The sequence below is a fragment of the Microbulbifer harenosus genome, from assembly GCF_005771435.1.
Lineage (GTDB): Bacteria > Pseudomonadota > Gammaproteobacteria > Pseudomonadales > Cellvibrionaceae > Microbulbifer > Microbulbifer harenosus.
The window spans coordinates 38825-58935 of record NZ_VANI01000020.1 but is presented as its reverse complement, the minus strand read 5'-3'; the positions used below and the strand labels follow the sequence as shown (position 1 = coordinate 58935).

The following is a 20111-nucleotide window of genomic DNA, read 5'->3' as shown; positions in this document are numbered from 1 at the left end:
ATTGGTCGTTAATCAAAAAATATGGAGTGTATGTATGTTGCGGTCGAGTAGAGAGCACCTGAAAGAGGTTGAAGAATCCTATTTCGAGCATCAAAGCGTTGCGTTTCGCTATGGTTGGACCTGTCTGCAGGCGGCAATAATGGCTTTCATACACGGTGTAATTCCTGGCGCCTACAAAACGGGTGCAAGCGATTTAGTTAAACGTCTAAGTGCCGGGCGGCGGGCCGAAACCACGGGTTCGCAAATAGGCGAATAGGTGGGGCATATATAGCAAGTGACCACGGCTCCGCCGGGCCTGCGCCCCAGATCGTCCAATTGCCTAATTGCTTAGTAGTAAGCAATTAGGCGATTTTGGCGCGATTTATAAATATCTTTTGTTTACATACGACCGCAAACTTCTAATGTGCTGCAAAGCTGATGCGTAGCAAAATCATGTCGCCACGCCAGCTCAATAAGAAACACGGACAGCATTGAAGATATCGGGAGGTGTACAATGAATCTTGCAGATATATTGGCGGTAGGTAGTTCATTCCAAAACGAAAATGGAAATATAGACGACGGATTATTGAGGCCCATCCATAACTGCGACTCTGTAGCTGATAAGGACTCATTGTACAGTTGCATGAAGGAAATTATCAGCAATCCGGAGTATGGAGAGCAGCTGTTTGAATTTCCTGAAAAGTTGATCGGGCTGCATGAAGTCGCAGCCATTCATGACGGAGCGCTTTTCGCGGCGCTATCAATCCACTACAACCTTTGTGTGGGCACGATAAAAGCGCTTAAAAAAGATTCAGAGTATCTATCAGAGATTTACAGGGAGCTCCTTCAGGGGGAGGCTGTTGGTGTTTACCTGGCTACAGAACTCGCATACGGGAATAACGTTTTCTCTCTCGAATCAGAAGCGGTATACGATCACAGCAGAAGAATTTTCATACTGCATTCACCCAATGCTAGATCATTCAAGTTCATGCCAAACACTTCACTATCTCGCCATGCGGCAAAAATAGCGGTGGTTATGGCAAGATTAAAAGTTGATGATGAAGAATACGGCGTCATGCCATTTGTGGTAAGGATTCACGGTTCAAATAAAGTATTGCCAGGTATCAACATCAGCGAAATAGGGAGTAAGCCTGGATTCGGGCTTGACAACTGCATTACCAGCTTTAATCAGGTGGAAGTGCCTTTTGAGTCGCTCCTCAGCAGAAATATTCTTGATATATCTCCCAGCGGAGAAGTCATCTTTATAGAAACCGATCAAAGAAAGCGGTTTCTTCAATCTATGCAGCGTGTTCAGTTCGGAAAAATATGCATGGCTGCTGGGGCTGCCGCAGCAGCGAAAGCGTCATTGTATATTACAAAAAATTATGGGAAGCAGAGAGAAACTTTTTCGGTAGTAGGCGATGTTCCGTTGATCAGCCACAGCTCATTTTCTCAGCCTCTGACCATTTATACTGCCGCTCTCGTTGTTCAGTCATTATGGATCAGGGATCTTGGTGATAGAGCGCATCGCGAAGAAAGCAGCAGTAAAGGCATGCCCGAAGAGCTGAAAAATGAAATTGCGTTAGCGAAATCTTTGGTTACCTGGGAATCCAGGGAGGTCATAGTCGGTTGCAGGGAGCTGTGTGGGGCGCAGGGTATGTTTTCTGCCAACAAATTTTCCAACTACTATGCCATGACAAATGGTTGTATCACTGCAGAAGGCGACAATGTCGTCATTATGCAGAAAGCAGCCAGAGACTACCTGCGATCATTACTTCCATTTTCGGTCCCGGACTGCTCGCCATCTGTGCAATCTATTCTTCAGGTTTTTCACGCATTTGCGTTAAGTCTGCACAAGGAAGTTCAGCTTGGGCTTAGAGCTGAAGATAAAGCAGACTATTTTTCAAAATGGAATCAGTACTCAGAAAAAATGATGGAAATGCTTGATGTGTATGGGACGCTGTGCGCGGCAGCGGCGGCAAGCAGTTTCATTGACGATGGAAGGGATTCTTGGATATTGGAATTGTTCTTACTGGAAAAACTCAAAAAAATCGCACCGTCTATATTGACGTCAAAGATCAAAAATGTAGACAGCGTAACGAACCTACTCAGAAGAAGAGAAGATTTACTACGTGAAAAGCAGGGCGATGTCGGCGAAATCATAGATTGGTTTGGGGTTGAAGAAACGGGGCTGAAAACCCCAATTTCAGGGGAAGACTACATAAGTTGGTACCAGCGTCACCACGCTAATAATGCAGCTCATCAATAATGATGTGCTTCCAAGAAGCTTAATTTCTTTTCTCGACGGTGCCGGGAGCGTCTAGCTGCGTAACCGGTCCAGCCGCAGCCGTTCCCGTCCGTCGAACAACCGGCGCGCACACAGCGCCACCGCCGCAAAGGTGCCAAAGCCGGTGCCGGCGGCGATGGTGAACATAATCAGAATCTGGTATTTCACCGCCAGTGCCGGCGAAGTGCCGGCGAGTATCTGGCCGGTCATCATGCCCGGCAGGGAGACGATACCCGCGGCGGCCATGGCGTTGATGATTGGGGTGAGGCCTGCGCGCATGGCGTCGCGGCGGAACTCGCTCAGTGCCTGCTGCGCGGTTTCCCCCAGCATCAGCCGGTTTTCGATAACGGCGCGGGAGCGCCGGGCGCTCTCTGTCAGCCGGTCCAGAGACAGGGAGACGCCGGTCATGGTATTGCCGAGCAGCATGCCCAGCAGGGGGATGGCGTATTGTGGTGTGTACCAGGGTGTGGGGCTGATTACTGCCACCAGGGTAAGCACGGTGACGGCAAAGGCGGAGATAAACATCGACAGGGTGCCGATACCAAAACCCCAGCCGCCGCGCAGATTGTATTTCTGCCGTGCCACCACCTCGCGCCCGGCGAGCAGCAGCATGCCGATCCCCATCAATGCCACCCAGTGCAGGCTGCCGACGGAAAACAGGGCTTCCAGTACCAGGCCGACGAGGGCGAGCTGAATCGCGGTGCGGGCGGCGGCAATCAGCAAACTTTTGCCCACGCCCAGGCGCGCGAAGAAGGTACATGCCGCCAGGGCGATGACCAGCAATGCCGCCAGTGCCAGCTGCCACCAGGAGAGTTCGATAACGTTCACGCGGTCATCTCCTGTTCTTCGATCCCGTTATCCACAATATGAAAGTGGCGGTCGGCCACACGCGCGATCTGGTCTTCGTGGTGAGCGACCCAAATAGTGGGGAGCTGTTGCTGGCGAATGCGGTCTCGCAGCCAGCTTTCCACCCGCTCGGTGCTGTCTTTGTCCAGGTTTGCGGTGGGTTCGTCCAGCAGCAGCGCCGCCGGTTTGCGGGCGAGGGCACGGGCCAGCGCGAGGCGCTGCTTTTCTCCGGAGGAGAGGCGGGCTACCGGCCAGTTGAACGCGTCCGCGTCCAGGCCGAGTTGTTGCAGTGTTTCCTCCGGGTGTTCGGAAAAGTGTTCGCCCACGGTGTCGTACCACCAGGCACTTTCCGCCGGCACCAGCATCACCATGCCGCGCCAGCTGTGGCCTGGCACATCGCTCTGGCTGGTGTCCCCCAGGTGCACATTGCCACTGTGCCGATCCAGATCGGCAATGGCGCGCAGCAGCCGGCTTTTGCCGGAACCGGACGCGCCAGACAGGCACACGATTTCTCCCGCAGCCACTTGCAGGTCGATACTTTTCAGGCCGCCAATGGCGAGACTTTTGAGTGTGAGTGTTGCCAATGCCGAGTCCGTCTTAGCCGAAATAACCAATCCCTTTGGCCATCAGCGCGGCGCATAGGGCCATGCCGACAATGGCGGTGAGTTCGGCATGCACGATGATACGCATCCAGCGGCGTTTGCGGTCGCCAATTTCCGGCACTTCTCCCTGGCTGAGGCTCTTGCCCCAGCGTAGAAACTGGATGGTGGGATAAATGGAGAGCAGGGCGGCGATGACAAACAGCGTCAACTTCGCGTGAAACGCCCCATTGTGAAAGTAGTAGCTCGCACCTTTCTCAAAGAAAAACACACGCAAAAAACCGACGACCAGTAGCAGTACTGCAGATATGCCCAGAATACGGTCTGCGATACGTATCTTGCGGGCATTTTGCAGGGTGAAACTTTGCCCCAATAGAATCAATTGCATAGTGAGGACAGCCGTCATAGACAGGAAGGCCAAGTGGTGCAGGAAAGCAAAGAGTGCGGGCATAACCATTCCCCCGGGTGTTGGTAGACCCGGGAGACGTTATCACAGGTTGTGGGTGTTTGTGTTTAATGGTTAAGCATCAAGCGGCTACATGTAATCGGTGCGCCAGAGTATCTACCAATTGTTCTGTTTCCCGGTACGCGCGCTCAATGGAGTCTTGATGTCGCTCGTCGCCAAACTCCTGATATTCAATTCGAATCTCATGATACGCATCCGCCCCCAGGTAGTGGCCCAGTGTTCGAATATGTGGACCCAGGTGGTTCATGTTCTCGCGTATACCGCCGGGGCCAAACCCGAATTCACCGCAAGATGACAGTAGTACCAGCGTCTTACCGGAAAAGATTGGCTGCAATGGGAAGTCGCCGCGCGCCAGATCGAAACTAAAGGTTTTGTTGACCCGCACCACCTGATCAAACCAGGCCTTCAGGCAGGCGGGCATTCCGTAGTTGTACATGGGTGAGGAAATCAGAATCACATCCGCTTTTGCGACTTCCTCGATCAACTGGTCGGAAAGTGCCAGCATGGCATGTTGCTCTGGGCTGCGGCGTTCTTCCGGCGTGAACACGGCTGCGATCCAATCCTGGCTGACAAACCCTGGCGGTTCCAGACCCAGATCCCTACAGGTGATTGAAACTTCTTTGTTATTCGCATGCCAGCGATCCAGGAAGTGCTGAGACAGAAGTTTGGAGAGCGAGCGATATGCCGCTACCTCGTGATCTACCAATCGCGCGCTGGCATCTAATTTAAGGATCTTTGTCATGCTGTACTCCAGGTTTCAGGGTGGGTGTGGAGTAAATATCGTGTTTGCTGTCGCCGTTGACAAAGGGTCTTTTTTCACTTATAGGTGAACAAAATTCACTTGTTGGTGTGGTATGTACAGTCGTCTGAGCAACTTGAATAGTATCCGCGTGTTTGAAGCCGCAGCGCGTTTGGGCAGCTTCAAGGGGGCAGCGAAAGAGTTACACCTCACTCCAACTGCTGTGTCCCACCAGATACGCAACCTCGAGAGCCAATTGGGCGCGGCATTATTTGAGCGGCGTACACGTGCGGTTTTTCTTACCGATGCAGGGCGGGAGCTGGCCGATGCTGCCCGGCTTTCTTTGCAGACGCTGGCCGAGGCGGTGGAGAAAATATCCGGTCAGCCCGAGGTGTTGACCATCAGCACCACCAACGCGTTCGCTTCTCTTTGGCTGGTTCCGCGGTTGCAGGCTTTCTATCAACGCTACCCCGAATTAAAGGTGGTGGTGCAAAGCGATGAACAATTGGTGGATCTGCAGCGTGATCGGCGTGTGGATGTAGCTCTACGCTATGGCAGCACCGCCGAGGGGGCCGAGTTGCTGTTGTGTGAAGAGTTCGGGCTGTTCGGAACAAGCGACAATATAGCGAGGGCTGAAAGCGGCGAAGCCTTGCCCCTGTTTGAAACCCAATGGAAAAACCCTGAGTTGCCGGCAGTGCCTGTGCAGGCTTGGCTGCGTCGTTTTGCGCCCAAATGGAAACATGGCGGGATTCAGGGGTACGACCAGGAGTTGCATGTAATTCAGGCGGCACTGGCAGGCCAGGGGCTGGCGTTTGTAAGTAATCTGTTGGTGGAATCCGCGGTGCAGCACGGATGGCTGCAACCATATAGGGCAGAATGCTGTTTACCGGGGTTCGGCTATCACGTTCTCTGCGGCGCGCAGCCGCGGACAACGGTTCAGCAGTTCTGCGCTTGGTTAAAAGATCAGGCGCTGAGCCCAGGGCAGCTATCGAGACAAGCTGCTATCGAGACGAAATGATTCAGTACAAAAAACAGCCGGAAAATGCGGCCCCGCATCGCGAGCGGCGAACGCCCTTTGAACCCGCTGCGCCACTCCGCCATAATCCAGCTCTTTCCGCAGAATAACGAGACTCTCGCAGTATGACCGAGCCTTCCGTCTACGACGCCTCCGAGCGCCAGCACCTGGCGGCTTACACCGAGAAGGCGTACCTGGATTACTCCATGTACGTGATCCTCGACCGCGCCCTGCCCAATATCGGCGACGGTCTGAAGCCGGTGCAGCGCCGTATTGTCTACGCCATGAGCGAGCTGGGGCTGAAGAACTCCGCCAAGTACAAGAAGTCCGCGCGCACCGTGGGCGACGTGATCGGTAAGTACCATCCGCATGGCGACAGCGCCGTGTACGAGGCCATGGTGCTGATGGCGCAGCCCTTCAGCTACCGCTACCCGCTGGTGGACGGCCAGGGTAACTGGGGTTCGCCGGACGATCCCAAGTCGTTCGCCGCCATGCGTTACACCGAATCCCGCATGGGCAAGTACGCGGAGGTACTGCTGTCGGAGCTGGGGCAGGGCACGGTGGACTGGCAGCCGAACTTCGACGGCACCATGGACGAACCGGCGGTACTGCCGGCACGAGTTCCCAATATCCTGCTGAACGGCACTACCGGTATCGCCGTGGGCATGGCCACGGATATCCCGCCGCACAACCTGCGCGAAGTGGTGAATGCCACCGTGCATATGCTGGAAAACCCCAAGGCCACGGTCAGCGAGCTGTGCGAGTACATCCTCGGCCCTGATATGCCTACCGAGGCGGAGATCATCTCGCCGCGCAGCGATCTGCAAAAAATGTACGAGACCGGCAAGGGCTCGGTAAAAATGCGCGCGGTGTGGACCAAGGAGGATGGCGATATCGTCATCACCGCATTGCCCTACCAGGCCAGTGGCTCCAAGGTGCTGGAGCAGATCGCCGCGCAGATGCAGGCGAAGAAACTGCCGATGGTCAGCGACCTGCGCGACGAGTCCGACCACGAGAATCCCACGCGGCTGGTCATCGTGCCTAAATCCAACCGGGTGGATCTGGAACAGGTGATGAACCACCTGTTTGCCACTACCGACCTGGAGAAGAGCTACCGGGTCAACCTGAACATGATTGGCATCGACGGCCGCCCGCAGGTGAAGTCCCTGGACAAGATCCTGTCCGAGTGGCTGAGTTTCCGCACGGTCACCACGCGCCGGCGTCTGCAGTTCCGCCTCGACAAGGTCGAGAAGCGCCTGCACCTGTTGGCCGGTTTGTTGATCGCCTTCCTCAACATCGACGAGGTAATCGAGATCATCCGCACCCACGATGAGCCGAAGCAGGAGCTGATGCGCCGCTTCGAGCTGAGTGATGTGCAGGCGGAATACGTACTCGAAACCAAGTTACGCCAGTTGGCGCGCCTTGAGGAAATGAAGATCCGCGGCGAACAGGCGGAGCTGGAAAAAGAGCGCGATATGCTCACCAAAACGCTGGAGAGCGAGCGCCGCCTCAAAACCCTGATCAAGAAGGAACTGCTGGAAGCGGCGAACGAGTTCGGCGATGAGCGCCGTTCGCCCATCGTCGAGCGCGAGGAAGCCAAGGCTTTCAGCGAGACCGACCTTCTCACCAGCGATCCGATCACTGTAGTGCTGTCCGACAAGGGCTGGATCCGCCAGGCCAAGGGCCACGATATCGACCCCACCTCGCTCAGTTACAAAGCGGGCGACAGCTTCAAGTTCGCCGCCCACGGCAAGAGCAACCAGATGGCGCTGCTGCTCGACAGCACCGGGCGCAGTTACTCCATTGCCTCTCACACGCTGCCATCGGCGCGGGGCCAGGGGGAACCGCTGTCCGGGCGCATCAATCCGCCTTCAGGCGCCACCTTCGAAGGCCTGCTGATGGGCAATGACGATCAGCAGGTGTTGCTGGCGTCTGATGCCGGCTACGGCTTCATTGCCCGGTACGCCGATCTGCAATCGCGCAACAAGGCCGGCAAGGCCATGCTGAGCCTGCCGCAGAACGCTCGCGTGTTGCCACCTCAGGAAATCAGTAATCCGGAGAAGGCACTGCTGGCGGCAGTGTCCAGCGAGGGACGCATGCTGGTGTTCCCGGTCGCCGAACTGCCGGAACTGGCGAAAGGCAAGGGCAACAAGATCATCAATATCCCGTCGGCGCGCGCCGCCAGCCGCGAAGAAATCCTCGTCGGTATCGCGGTGCTGGAAGGCGACGACCAGTTGGTAATCCACGCTGGCAAGCGCCACACCAAGATCAAGGTCTCGGAACTGGAACACTACCAGGGCGAGCGCGGCCGTCGCGGTAATAAACTGCCGCGCGGGTTCCAGAAGGTGGATAAAGTAGAAGTGCAGAGAAAGTAATTAATCTGAAATACGTTATTCGCGCTTCAGATAAAAAAGCGGCCCCGGAAACGGGGCCGCTTTTTTTTTGCACCCGTTACAGAGCGCCAATCGCGGCTGTCACCTGTAGGAGCCTGCTTGCAGGCGAACATTTGCGGAGTTCTTTTCCGTTCGCCTGCAAGCAGGCTCCTACACGCCGTTTATGAATTCTCCGTCACGAGCCACTCGTTGATTTTTCAGCCTCAATTCCACTATGCAGGGCGAAGCCTCCGCACTGTACTACTGTTTATGCGCAGACTTTTCTCTGTTACCGGCAATCGCCGGTGCTCGGAAATAATCACAGGGACGACACCATGGTATGCCTTCGCTCTCCACAGTTCTGGACAAGGACAATTTTCGCAATCTGGATCGCACTTGTGGCCGCTTCCCGCCACATGTGACCACCGAGCGCCCAACAGAGGAGCCGCCACGGGACACCTATATTTATTATCCGGACGCGTTCGGCGTGTTCTTCGCGCACGGTTCGCGCTTTGGCGGCCACTCTCTGTTCCTCAAGGACGGCGCTGAACGATACCGAATTCGGCGTCGGGCAACTGGCCACGCTCTCGTCTACTACAACGGCAGCTACGGCCACTATACCTATTCCAGCAACCCGGGCTGCCAGGTGGTGGACACAGAGGACAGAAGTATCGCCTCAATCAACCACCAACTGAGCACCGGCGCAAACTATTGCCAACGCAAAATGAAATAGGCGCTAACCTGTTCTTCGTTTCTTGTGGGTCATAATGGGAACGATTACATTGCTGTGAGTCTAGATCGGCGGTCGCAAGCCTGAGCCTTCGATACCGATATGCAACGGGCCTAATGAGATGAAATGAAAAGTGGCCTGAGAATATATAAAAAATAAAAAAATATTAATAAGAAGGTATCCGGCTGATCCTATCGGCCAGGCATATCCAATTCTATTTCCACACCTCACGCTGGTAGAGCGAAGCGTCGCCGGTATCCGCCGGTCGTCTCTGCGTTCCACTTCAAGTCGCCGGTAAACTCCGGGGGCTAAACAGTAGACGCGCCGCCGCAATACGGTGGCATCCGTTTACATTGCAACGGTGCAGGAAATAATAATGAAAAGTCCCATCCAGAAAATCTCATCATTATTGCTGCTCTTGTGCGCATGCTGTTCCACGTCAGCGGCGATCGCTGCGACCTGCGAGTACGTCGTGGTCAACGACTGGGGCTCCGGCGCACAGACGAGTATCCGAATCACCAACAACGGCACCAGCCCCATCAACGGCTGGGAAGTGAGTTGGGAGTACAGCGACGGCACCGTGGTGACCGATAGCTGGAATGCCGAAATCTCCGGCGACAACCCCTATACCGCGAACAGTATTTCCTGGAACGGCAATCTCCAGCCGGATCAGCTTGCCGAATTCGGCCTGCAGGTCAGCAACGGTGCCGGCAGTGCTTCGGTGCCGACTATAACCGGTTCCGTTTGTGAGGGAGGGAGCAGTTCCAGTTCAAGCTCGTCCAGCAGCGGTTCGGGCTCAAGTTCCAGTTCGTCGAGCTCCAGCTCTTCAAGTTCTTCCGGCAGCTCCAGCTCTTCCGGCAGCTCCGGCTCTTCCGGTAGTTCCAGTTCCTCCAGCGGCGGCCCCAGCGGGCCACCCCCGGCGGTGGAGTTGGAGCGGGCGTTCCCGAACCTGACCTTCAGCCAGCCGCTGGGCCTGATGCAGGCGCCGGGGGACGATTCCCGCTGGTACGTGCTGGAAAAAACCGGCACCGTCTATTGGATCGATGCCAACGACAACTCCACGGCCACCAAGAACACCTACCTGGATCTGTCTGGTCTGGTGGATACCGCGGTCGAGGGCGGTGTGCTGGGGATGGCCTTCCATCCGGACTACCAGAGCAATGGCCAGGTGTTCCTGTCGTTCACCACGCCGGCTTCGGAGCCGATGACCTCGGTGATCGCGCGCTTTACGGAAAGCGCGGGCGGTGCCAGCCTGAACGCCGGCTCGCGCCAGGATATCCTCACCCTGCCGCAGCCCTACGCCAACCACAACGGCGGTCACATCGCTTTCGGGCCCGACGGCTACCTGTATATCGGTTTCGGTGACGGCGGTTCCGCCAACGATCCAGAGGCCAACGGCCAGGACACCAGCAACTGGCACGGCGCCATGCTCAGGATCGATGTGGACAGCGGCTCTCCCTACGCTGTTCCCGCGGACAACCCTTTTGCGAACGGCGGCGGCCTGCCGGAGATCTACGCCTACGGCCTCAGAAACCCCTGGCGCTGGAGCTTTGACAAGGCCAGCGGCGATCTTTGGCTGGCGGATGTGGGCCAGTCCGGGTATGAGGAAATCAATGTGATCGAAAGCGGCGGCAACTACGGCTGGCGCTGTCGGGAGGGCTTTCACACCACCTCCAACAACTGCAACTCCAGCGGCCCTTACGACGATCCAGTGTTCGAATACGATCACGGGCAGGGGCAGTCGGTTACCGGTGGTTACGTCTATCGCGGCTCGCAGATCGCGGGCATGAACGGCGCCTATATTTTCGGCGACTACGTCAGTGGCAGGGTCTGGGCCTATACCGATGCCATGTACCAACTGGTGGATACGGATCTGGGGGTTTCATCATTCGGTGAATCCAACAGCGGTGAAATCTATCTGGTGGATATCATCGGTGGCACTCTGCACCGGATCATCGGGGATGGCGGCACCAGCTCAAGCAGCTCCAGCTCGGGCGGCTCCAGCAGCTCCAGTTCAAGCGGCTCCAGTTCAAGCGGTTCCAGCTCAAGCGGTTCCAGCTCAAGCGGTTCCAGCTCAAGCGGTTCTTCGTCCAGTGGCTCTTCGTCCAGTGGCGGTAGCGGTGGTGACGGCGTCTCCTGCGAAGTCACCTACGAGAATGTCTGGGATAGCGGTTACCAATTGGACGTCACCGTGAGCAACGCTGGCACCAGCGCGGTGAGCGGCTGGGAGATTGCGCTGCAGTTCAGCGAGGCGCCGCAGGTCACGGGCTACTGGAATGTGGACCTGGCGGTTTCGGGCAACACCGCCAGCGCCCGCGACGTCGGCTGGAATGGTGATCTCTCCCCTGGAGACAGCGTCAAGTTCGGCTTCCAGGGCGACCATGACGGCAGCTTTGACCCACCCGATTGCCACGGATCCGGCGGCTCGTCGAGCAGCAGTTCGAGCTCGTCAGGCGGCTCCAGTTCCTCGTCCGGCAGCTCCAGCTCTTCGTCAGGCAGCTCCAGTTCCTCGTCCAGCAGCGGCGGCACCGGCAATATGACCGGCGGCGAGATCTATGCGGCCTACTGCGCCCACTGTCACGGCTTCGCCGGCGACGGCGGTTCCATCGGCATTCCGCTGACCACGCCTCAGGACCTGGATTTCATGATCGGGTTTATCGAGGACACCATGCCCCAGGATCAACCACAGGTCTGCGGCGCGGACTGCGCGGACAAGGTGGGCAACTATATCGCCGATACCTTCTGGGAAGACCAGCAGCCGCTGAATTGCGAGATGGTCCGTTACGGCGCCCGCCAGTTGAAGATCCTGACCCGTGCCGAGTACCAGAACACGGTCGAGGATCTGCTGGGGGTGAATTTCGCCGCTGCCGAGAGCCTGGCTGAAGACAGCCAGGTGGGCTACTTCATCAACAACGCCCACGCCTCGATGGTGACCAGCACCTACGATCGCTACCTGACGGCGGCCGAGGAAATAGCGGCCTGGTCGGCGGCGCGCGACTTCTCGCCGGCGCTGAACTGCGGTTCCTTCAACCAGAGCTGCGTGGATCAGTTTATCGGCGACTTTGCGCCGAAACTCTTCCGGCGACCACTGGACACCCAGGAAGTGGCCACCTACTCGGAACTGGCCAATGGCACCTTTACCGAAGGTGATGTACAGGCGGGTATGCAGCTCGCGCTGATGACCATGCTGTCCTCACCGCAGTTCCTGTATCGCCACGAATTGGGTGAATCGAATCCGGCCAACAGTGCAATAGACATGGACGCCTTCGAGTTGACCTCCCACGAAATGGCCACCTGGCTGAGCTACTCGTTCGCCGGTTCCACCCCGGATGACATCTCCCTGCAGAAGGCGGCCAACGACCAGTTGCGCGACCCGGCGCAGATTACCCAAGAGGCGCAGCGGCTGCTGGATCTGGCCGAGGCCCGGGACACCATGGGTGACTTCGTCGGAAGCTGGCTGGGCACCGATAGCCTGGAAAAAGCGCCCAAGGATACGGCAGTGTGGCCCGGTTTCGAGAATGTGGCCCCGCATATGGAGCGGGAAATCCGCGAAGTCTTCGCCGAGGTGATGCTGAACGGCAACGAGTCTTTCGCCTCCCTCTATGACGCCAACTGGACCTTCGTCAATGGACCCCTGGCGCAGCACTACGGTATTGGCGGCGTCTCCGGCGACGACTTCCAGCAGGTCACCACCAGTGATCGCGGCGGCATCCTCACCAGCGGCGCTTTTATGGCGCGCTGGGCGGAGCTGACCGAAACCTCGCCGATCCGGCGTTCGGTGCGCGTGCGCCGCCGCATGCTGTGCCAGGACCAGCCGGATCCGCCCGCCGGTATCACGGAAAGCCGCGCCGAGCGACTTGAGGAGTTGGCGGACCTGATCGCCGATCCGGCCACCACCAACCGCATGAAGTACGAAGCGCTCACTTCCGTGGCGCCCTGTCTGAACTGTCACCAGGAGTGGATCAACCCCCTCGGCGGCGGCATGGAAGACTTCGATGCGGTGGGCAACCCTCGCAGCGTCGACCTTAACGGCAATCTGATAGATGCCAGCGGCGCGTTGTACGCACCGGATGTGCTGAGCAACCGCGGCGAGTCGATCGCGTTCGAGGGTTCGCGCGGCCTGGGCCAGCTACTGGCGACCCTGCCCGCTGCGCAGTCTTGCGTATCGCAGAATATGTTCCGCTTTATGCTCGGGGTGGGGCACGACAGCATCGACAACTCCAACCCGGAAGGGCGGGCACTGGATCCGGTCGAGGAGGAGGGTTACGCCTGCACGGTAAAAGATATGACCGACACCCTGGTGCAGCAGAGCCCCCGGGCGATGCTCGAAAACATGAGCACTCTGGATGCGGTGCGTTACCGCAAAGAGTGGCAGCGCTGAGGCAGCCGGACCCAGCCGATCAGCCATATAAACAGAATAAGGGCGCAAGTTATGAAAAAGCCATACAAGAATGTGTTTGATAAAAGACGCAGGGATTTACTGAAAATCTTGGCCGCCGCGGGTATTGGCAAGGGACTGCTGCGGGCCTCGCCGCTGGTCGGGGGCATGATGGCCTCCCGCCTGGCCGAGGCGCAGACGGGCCCCAACAAATCGGTGGTGATCTACGTGCCCGACGGCGCCCTGCCGGAACACTGGTACCCAAATGGCGACCTGACCAGTTTCGGGGCCATGTCCCAGCCCTACAGCACCGTCGCCAGCGAGTGCAACTTTCTCAGAAGCATGGGGCACCACCGCGGCGGCCACGGCGTCATGCCCACCATCATCAACAACAGTTGGGGCGGTGACAGTTTCGACGTGAACATGGGCAGAATCCTTGGCGAGAACCTGCCGTTCACCTACGTCAACCTGGGCGTGCACAGCAACGGCAATGGCGTTCTGACCAAGGACAATGGCTCGGATGTGCCGTTTGAAGACAATCCCTTCAACGCCTTCAACCGGCTGTTCGGGAATCTGCAGGCCGGCGGTGGCGGCGACCCCAAGCTGAACGCAGTGGACGCGCACCTGGATGCGGTCAACGCCCTGAAAACAAAACTGGGCACTTACGAACAACAGCGCCTCGATTCTCATTTGACGGCGATCGAGGAAACCCAGCGGCGCCTGCAGGATCTGGGCGGTGGTGGCATGTCCTGCACGGCCGCCAGCCCGCCGGCCGAGTTTCCGATTGAATTTTCCACCTTTCAACAACAGGCGGAATTGCAGGCGGATATCATCGCCCTGGCGCTGGAGTGCAACTTCACCGCCTCCTGCTCCCTGGCGCTGGGCAACGACGGTGCCGAGTTCACTCTGCCGTATCTGGATTTCCAGAACACCTATCACTCATCCATCCATGGCGGCAACGGCGGCGATCCGACTTACCCTCACTACCGGGAGACGCGGGCCCACCTGAGCAGCCTGTCGGCTTCACTGATCGGCCGCCTGCGGGACCGCGGCATACTCGACAGCACCATCGTCTGCGAGGTCACCGATATGGGCAACGGCGACGCCCACAGCAACAGCGACATTCCGCTGATCATGGCCGGCGGCGGTGGCGCCATACAGCGCGGCGTATCCAATGCCGGCGGCGCTTCGTATACGCCGCTGCATCAGATACACACGGCGGCGGTAGCTTTGCAGGCCCACCAGCACCCACTCTACCAGGGCTATCAGAGCGAAGTGATTCCGGGGGTTTTGACCTGAATATGTTCGGGGATAAAACTGCGAAGGTCATTGCGCTGGCTTTGGCAATCACCTACCTGAACGGATGCTCGGAATCCGGGCGGGAATCCTCGCCACAGGCACGGCTCAACGATACCGGCATCACCTGGGGCGCCAATTATCCCAGGGGCGTCAATAGCGATTGCACCGCAATCATTGACCTCGAGCGGTTGCCCGATGGGGAATCCATGGTGGGCGATATCCTCAGCCAGCAGGACTGTAATCACGGCCGGGACATCGCCGGTGAAGGGCGCGCCGATGGCGCCGCCGGCTTTGCCTATCGCAAGGTCGATGCCAAAGGCGAGCTGCTCCCCGGGGACGCGCAGAGCTGGCAGTGCGTACTGGATGAAACCACCGGCCTGGCGTGGGAGGTCAAACAGCCGGGCGACGGCATCTACGGCAACCGCGGACGCCACGACGCCGACGATGTATTTACCTGGTACAACCCGGACAAAAGTGCCAACGGCGGCGCCATCGGCGACTGGAACAGCCGCTACGCGCAGTGCACCGGCTATGTCGAAGGCCAGCCAGCCACCTATTGCAATATCGAGGAATTCGTCAGCCGAACCAACCGCCGCGGTCTGTGCGGCTTCAACGACTGGCGTGTACCGACAATGGATGAACTCTCCGGCCTGGTGAACTTCGGACGCAGCGCCCCCGCCATCGACACCACTTATTTTCCCAACACCAAAGACGGTTTTTACTGGAGCCATTCGCCGGACGCCGGATTGCAACAGAGGGCGTGGGCGGTCAACTTTCAGTTCGGCTACTCCGCGCCCATGCCACGGGGCAACGGTCGCCATATCAGGCTGGTCAGGGATTGGGCGGGCGGGCCCGGGAAAAGCGACCCCAACCCGGCTTCGGTACCGCCGCTGTCGGCGGCCCCGGCCCCGGCGCCGGCCGCTCAGGGCTGCAACAGCGAACAGATCCCGGCCTCGGCACCCGCCTCCCGCTATCGACAACAGGACGACGGTTCTGTTGCCGACACCGAAACGGGCCTGATCTGGCGCGCCTGCCTGGAAGGGTCCGCGGGAGCGGCCTGCGACCGGGGCGAACCCCTGGCGCTCAACTGGGCTGAGGCTTTGACCTATGTGGCGGCACTCGACAGGAAGGGTGCCGCCACCGGCGACGGTGATTGGCGCCTGCCGAATATCCGCGAGCTGGGCAGCCTGCTCGAACTGCAATGCGCGGGACCGGCGATCAACCGCGTGCTTTTCTCCAGCGCCGCCTCAACGGACGTCTGGTCCTCGTCGCCGGCCAATTTCCATACCCACTATTCCTGGTATGTGGATTTCGCCACCGGCGCACTCACCTACGGCGAACGGGAAAAACCCAAAGCCATCCGCCTGGTGCGCGACGCCCGATAAAAAACCGCCCTGTCCGCAATGCAACAAGACACTAAAGGCCATCCAAGCGGGTGGCCTTTTCTTTTTGTAGGGAAGGTACCGGTGGTCCCCCGACCTGGAGAGTGCGGTGGGTTTGCAATATTCATAAGCATGCTTATAATTCGCGGCCTTGAGTACCTATCTCCTCGCGCCAACTTCTGAGTGCCCATGAATAATACCGATAGCGCGGCCCAGCTCGGTTTTGAGCTGCATACCGCCGCACGCCTGCTGAAACGTAATTTCGACCGTCGGGCCAAGTCCCACGGTCTTACTCGCGCCCGTTGGCAGGTGCTGTGGATCCTGAACAAGGAACAGGGCATGAAGCAGGCGGAACTGGCGGAGCGTATGGATGTGGCGCCGATCAGCCTGGCCCGCCAGATTGACCTGTTGCAGGCCGAGGGGTTGGTCGAGCGCCGCCAGGATCCGCAGGATCGGCGCTGCTATCGGATCTTTCTCACCGATGCGGCGGCGCCGGTGCTGGACACCCTGCACGGCCTCGCCGTAGAGGCCCGCGCCCAGGCCCTGGCCGGTATTACCGCGGAGGAGCAGCGGCAACTGATGCATTTACTGAGCCGGGTACGTGAAAACCTGAGCCGAGAGGAGACTGTTGAGTGACTGAGGTTGTAAGTGAGGTTGTGAATAAATCCAGATCCCGCCGTTTGGCTTTAGGGCTCGGTATCGCCGTGGCCGGTGCGGTGGCGGCCTGGTGTATTTGGGGCGGCGGCGGTAGCGTGCACACAGACAACGCCTACGTGAAGGCCGACAAGCTCGCCCTCTCCCTGGAAGTGAGCGGCATCGTCGCCGAGGTGCCGATCAAGGCCAACCAGCACGTCAACAAGGGCGATCTGCTGGTGCAGCTGGATGACACCAGCTTCCGCCTCGCGGTGGCGGAGGCGGAAGCCCATCTGGCGCAGGTGAAAAACCAGGTGCACGCGCGCCAGGCGGATTACGCCGAGGCGGAAGCGGAGTTGCAACAGGCCCAGACCGATGCGGAGTTTTACCGCCGGCAGCTGGATCGCAATGAAAAGCTCGGCAAGGTGGCGCTGTCGGAAGCCCAGCTGGATGAATCCCGCCAGAAACTGGATCAGGCCAAAGCAAAAATCGCCATCAACTCGGAAAAGCTTGCCAGCCTGCGCGCGGAACTCGGCGGCAACTCGCAGGTGCCGCTGGAGCAGCAGGCGGATGTGATGGTGGCCCAGGCGCAGCTCGACAAGGCCCGCTACCAGCTTTCCCGTACCCGCATCGTCGCGCCGGTTTCCGGCGTGGTCGCCAACGAGGTCCCGCAGGTGGGCGAGCTGGCGGTAACCGGCATGTCTGTAGTGACACTGCTGAGCAGTGACGACATGTGGGTTGAGGCCAACCTGAAAGAAACCCAGTTGGAGCATGTGCAGGCGGGGCAGCAGGCGGAAATTACCGTGGACGCCTACCCCGGAGTGAAATTCCAGGCGCTGGTGGAAAGCCTGAGTGGCGCCGCCGGCAGTGAATTTGCACTGATTCCGGCGCAGAACGCCAGTGGCAACTGGGTGAAAGTAGTGCAGCGGGTACCGGTGCGCCTGCGCCTGTTGCCTGTGGACCATATTGCTGACAGCCAGGCCCCGGTACTGCGCGCTGGTATGAGTGCGGAAGTCGTCATCGACACTACCGAAGACAAGAAACTGGTCTCCGCCCGCGCTGCCAATGGCAGTGACAGCCGCGTCGTACTCTAAGCGGGCGCGGCGGTTATGAGTCACACGGCACAGCCAGCAGGCGCTCTGTCCGCGCCGGGCACGCAGAGCAGAGCGGGTGGCAGCGAGCTGCTGATCGCGCTCAGCGTGATGCTCGCCACCATCATCCAGGTGCTCGACACCACCATCGCCAACGTGGCCCTGCCGCATATGCAGGGCAGCCTCGGCGCCAGCAGCGACCAGATCACCTGGGTACTCACCTCCTATATCGTCGCCGCCGCGATCATGACCGCGCCGGTGGGATATCTCGCCCAGCGCTTCGGCCGCCGCCAACTGTTCCTGTGGTCGGTGGGAGGCTTCACCGTCACCTCCATGCTGTGCGGCCAGGCCGGCAGCCTGAATGAAATGATCCTGTGGCGGCTGCTACAGGGCGTGTTCGGCGCCTCCCTGGTACCGCTGTCCCAGGCCACCCTGCTCGATACCTTCCCCAAGGAAAAACACGCGTCCGCCATGGGCATCTGGGGCGTGGGCGTGATGATCGGCCCGATCCTCGGCCCGACCCTGGGTGGCTGGCTCACCGAGTACTATTCCTGGCGCTGGGTGTTCTACATCAACCTGCCGTTCGGCATCCTCTCGATGCTCGGGATCTACTTCTTCGTGCCGGAAACCGAAACCCGCAAGCAGCGCTTCGACGCCTTCGGCTTCGCCATGCTCGCGCTGGCAGTGGGCGCCCTGCAGATGCTGCTCGACCGCGGCGAACAGGTAGAGTGGTTCGAAGCGCTGGAAATTCAGCTCTACGCCATCGCCGCCGCGCTGGGTCTGTATCTTTTTATCGTGCACTCGCGCACCACCAGCAACCCGTTCCTGTCACCGGGGCTGTTCCGCGACAAAAACTATGCGTCGGGCGTTGCGTTCATTTTCGTGGTCGGCATTACCCTGCTCGCCACCATGGCCCTGCTGCCGTCTTTCCTGCAGCAATGGAAAGGCTACCCGGTGGTCACCACCGGCCTGATCCTGATGCCACGGGGCATCGGCACCATGATCTCGATGATGCTGGTGAGCCGGTTGATGCAGCACTTCGACGCGCGCGCGTTGATCCTTTTGGGAATGGCACTGATCTCCCTGTCCCTGTGGCAGATGACCGGCTTCAATCTGCAGGTGAGCCAACACGATCTGATCGTCAGCGGCGTGGTGCAGGGGCTCGGGCTCGGCCTCGTGTTCGTCCCCATCTCCACCCTGGCCTACGCCACCCTCGAACCGCGCCTGCGCGGCGAAGCCACCGCGCTGTTCAGCCTCTCGCGCAACCTCGGCAGCAGTATCGGTGTGTCCATCGTCATGGCCGCACTCACGCGCAACCTGTGGATAAACCAGCAGCAGCTGGGCGAACGGGTGCAGATCCCGCCGAGCATGAGCCTGCCTTCCGCCGACCAGATTGCTGCGTTACCGGCGGAAGTGATGAACACCATTACCCAGCAGGCGGCGGAGATCTCATATGTGAACGACTTCCAGATGCTGATGTGGATCAATATCGCGGCCATGCCGCTGGTGTTTTTATTGTCGAACCCGGATCGGAAGGGGTAGGGTTTTTGGTTCGGTAGCGGGTGGCAGGGTAGCGGGTGGCACGGTAGCGGGTGGCACGGTAGCGGGTGGGGTGGCAGCCTCTTGGTGGCCCTGTGCTCCACAACCTCATCGGCAATCGTTCCGCACAGGGCCACCAAGAGGCTTTCGCGTCGGGACCAAGTGCACAGAACTCAGAATTGAAGGGCTGGTGCAGGGAGGCGGGTTTCCGGAAGCGTCGGCGACATGGACGTCGCCGACGCAGCGTACAGGGATGTATTCACAGCGGTTCCGGAAACCCGCCTCCCTGTGCCAGACCGCCACGAAATTGAATTCAGTGCTTACTCAGTTTGCCGGATACCACGTCTGCGTGCGGTAGAAGAACCCGAGATAACCCCGCACCATCAGATTGCCGCCTTCCAGCCACATCTTGCAGTCGTACACCTTGCCCTTCGCTGGGTCGAGAATTTTCCCGCCCTCGTACACATCACCCTTTTTCACCATATCGGTAATCACATTCATACCGACTATTTTCTGGCCCTTCAGCGCCCCCGGGCAGGCATCGCACACCGTATCGTCCGGCTTCGTCAACAGATCCACCACGCGGCCGTAGTATTTTCCGCCCTGCTCGTAAATCTCCACAATCGACTTCGGCTGGCCCGTCTCATCATCAATGGTCTTCCAGCGTCCCACCACATCGGCAAACGCCAGCTGGGTAGACAGCAAAAGAGAAGCGAAAACGGCAGCGACAGCAAGGAATAGCTTTTTCATAAAAGA

General features: G+C 58.8%; 16 protein-coding genes. 11 read left to right on the top strand and 5 right to left on the bottom strand.

The features are described 5' to 3' along the window. Window positions 1-34: 34 nt before the first annotated feature. Together FDY93_RS19975 and FDY93_RS17240 are read left to right on the top strand one after the other, a co-directional pair. Window positions 35-256, top strand: a complete 222-nt coding sequence (locus FDY93_RS19975; protein ID WP_220446235.1) for a DUF6356 family protein — start codon at window positions 35-37, stop codon at window positions 254-256. 237 nt (window positions 257-493) lie between these two features. Further along, entirely contained in the window at window positions 494-2248 is a 1755-nt protein-coding gene (locus FDY93_RS17240) for an acyl-CoA dehydrogenase family protein (protein WP_138236987.1), read from the top strand. 51 nt (window positions 2249-2299) lie between these two features. Here the strand turns inward: FDY93_RS17240 and FDY93_RS17235 are convergent, their stop codons facing one another. The 4 genes from FDY93_RS17235 to FDY93_RS17220 all read right to left on the bottom strand — a co-directional run bounded on the left by FDY93_RS17235 (window position 2300) and on the right by FDY93_RS17220 (window position 4919). Then, window positions 2300-3094 carry an ABC transporter permease gene (locus FDY93_RS17235; RefSeq protein WP_138236986.1) on the bottom strand — a complete coding sequence of 265 codons (795 nt, stop codon included), beginning with the start codon at window positions 3092-3094 and terminating at the stop codon, window positions 2300-2302. After that, a complete protein-coding gene (locus FDY93_RS17230) occupies window positions 3091-3696 on the bottom strand; it encodes an ABC transporter ATP-binding protein (RefSeq protein ID WP_138236985.1) in 606 nt (201 codons plus the stop codon). Before FDY93_RS17230 ends, FDY93_RS17235 begins: the two co-directional genes overlap by 4 nt. A 13-nt stretch (window positions 3697-3709) precedes the next feature. After that, window positions 3710-4162, bottom strand: coding sequence for a DUF2214 family protein (locus FDY93_RS17225; protein ID WP_220446234.1), 453 nt, complete (start codon window positions 4160-4162; stop codon window positions 3710-3712). A gap of 76 nt (window positions 4163-4238) precedes the next feature. Beyond that, window positions 4239-4919 (bottom strand): FMN-dependent NADH-azoreductase, encoded by a 681-nt coding sequence (locus tag FDY93_RS17220; RefSeq protein WP_138236983.1) that lies wholly within the window; start codon window positions 4917-4919, stop codon window positions 4239-4241. Window positions 4920-5031: 112 nt separating this feature from the next. On the opposite strand from FDY93_RS17220, the gene FDY93_RS17215 reads away from it, so the two are divergent. The 9 genes from FDY93_RS17215 (at window position 5032) to FDY93_RS17175 (ending at window position 19358) form a co-directional block, all read left to right on the top strand. Then, on the top strand, window positions 5032-5934 hold the full coding sequence (locus FDY93_RS17215) for a LysR family transcriptional regulator (protein WP_138236982.1): 903 nt from the start codon (window positions 5032-5034) through the stop codon (window positions 5932-5934). Window positions 5935-6056: 122 nt separating this feature from the next. Beyond that, window positions 6057-8306 (top strand): DNA topoisomerase IV subunit A, encoded by a 2250-nt coding sequence (gene parC, locus FDY93_RS17210; protein ID WP_138236981.1) that lies wholly within the window; start codon window positions 6057-6059, stop codon window positions 8304-8306. A 337-nt stretch (window positions 8307-8643) separates the two neighbouring features. Then, on the top strand, window positions 8644-9036 hold the full coding sequence (locus tag FDY93_RS17205) for a hypothetical protein (RefSeq protein ID WP_138236980.1): 393 nt from the start codon (window positions 8644-8646) through the stop codon (window positions 9034-9036). A gap of 373 nt (window positions 9037-9409) precedes the next feature. Beyond that, window positions 9410-13414 (top strand): cellulose binding domain-containing protein, encoded by a 4005-nt coding sequence (locus FDY93_RS17200; RefSeq protein ID WP_138236979.1) that lies wholly within the window; start codon window positions 9410-9412, stop codon window positions 13412-13414. Window positions 13415-13465: 51 nt separating this feature from the next. Beyond that, window positions 13466-14710, top strand: coding sequence for a DUF1552 domain-containing protein (locus FDY93_RS17195; protein WP_171019028.1), 1245 nt, complete (start codon window positions 13466-13468; stop codon window positions 14708-14710). A 2-nt stretch (window positions 14711-14712) separates the two neighbouring features. Beyond that, entirely contained in the window at window positions 14713-16095 is a 1383-nt protein-coding gene (locus tag FDY93_RS19520) for an Lcl C-terminal domain-containing protein (protein ID WP_171019027.1), read from the top strand. Between the two features lie 186 nt (window positions 16096-16281). Continuing rightward, window positions 16282-16728: a MarR family winged helix-turn-helix transcriptional regulator gene (locus FDY93_RS17185; RefSeq protein WP_138236978.1), complete on the top strand. Its 447-nt coding sequence runs from the start codon at window positions 16282-16284 to the stop codon at window positions 16726-16728. Then, window positions 16725-17819 carry an HlyD family secretion protein gene (locus FDY93_RS17180; protein WP_138236977.1) on the top strand — a complete coding sequence of 365 codons (1095 nt, stop codon included), beginning with the start codon at window positions 16725-16727 and terminating at the stop codon, window positions 17817-17819. The genes FDY93_RS17185 and FDY93_RS17180 overlap by 4 nt, the downstream gene beginning before the upstream one ends. Before the next feature lie 15 nt (window positions 17820-17834). Next, window positions 17835-19358, top strand: a complete 1524-nt coding sequence (locus tag FDY93_RS17175) for a DHA2 family efflux MFS transporter permease subunit (RefSeq protein WP_138236976.1) — start codon at window positions 17835-17837, stop codon at window positions 19356-19358. A gap of 321 nt (window positions 19359-19679) precedes the next feature. Here FDY93_RS17175 and FDY93_RS17170 read toward each other — a convergent pair whose 3' ends face one another. Next, a complete protein-coding gene (locus FDY93_RS17170) occupies window positions 19680-20105 on the bottom strand; it encodes a DUF2147 domain-containing protein (RefSeq protein ID WP_138236975.1) in 426 nt (141 codons plus the stop codon). Window positions 20106-20111: the final 6 nt, after the last annotated feature.

Coding starts and splice junctions, on each gene's coding strand:
- FDY93_RS19975 (WP_220446235.1), top strand. CDS start 35: ATGTTGCGGTCGAGTAGAGAGCACCTGAAAGAGGTTGAAGAATCCTAT.
- FDY93_RS17240 (WP_138236987.1), top strand. CDS start 494: ATGAATCTTGCAGATATATTGGCGGTAGGTAGTTCATTCCAAAACGAA.
- FDY93_RS17225 (WP_220446234.1), bottom strand. CDS start 4,162: ATGCCCGCACTCTTTGCTTTCCTGCACCACTTGGCCTTCCTGTCTATG.
- FDY93_RS17220 (WP_138236983.1), bottom strand. CDS start 4,919: ATGACAAAGATCCTTAAATTAGATGCCAGCGCGCGATTGGTAGATCAC.
- FDY93_RS17215 (WP_138236982.1), top strand. CDS start 5,032: ATGTACAGTCGTCTGAGCAACTTGAATAGTATCCGCGTGTTTGAAGCC.
- parC (WP_138236981.1), top strand. CDS start 6,057: ATGACCGAGCCTTCCGTCTACGACGCCTCCGAGCGCCAGCACCTGGCG.
- FDY93_RS17205 (WP_138236980.1), top strand. CDS start 8,644: ATGCCTTCGCTCTCCACAGTTCTGGACAAGGACAATTTTCGCAATCTG.
- FDY93_RS17200 (WP_138236979.1), top strand. CDS start 9,410: ATGAAAAGTCCCATCCAGAAAATCTCATCATTATTGCTGCTCTTGTGC.
- FDY93_RS17195 (WP_171019028.1), top strand. CDS start 13,466: ATGAAAAAGCCATACAAGAATGTGTTTGATAAAAGACGCAGGGATTTA.
- FDY93_RS19520 (WP_171019027.1), top strand. CDS start 14,713: ATGTTCGGGGATAAAACTGCGAAGGTCATTGCGCTGGCTTTGGCAATC.
- FDY93_RS17185 (WP_138236978.1), top strand. CDS start 16,282: ATGAATAATACCGATAGCGCGGCCCAGCTCGGTTTTGAGCTGCATACC.
- FDY93_RS17175 (WP_138236976.1), top strand. CDS start 17,835: ATGAGTCACACGGCACAGCCAGCAGGCGCTCTGTCCGCGCCGGGCACG.
- FDY93_RS17170 (WP_138236975.1), bottom strand. CDS start 20,105: ATGAAAAAGCTATTCCTTGCTGTCGCTGCCGTTTTCGCTTCTCTTTTG.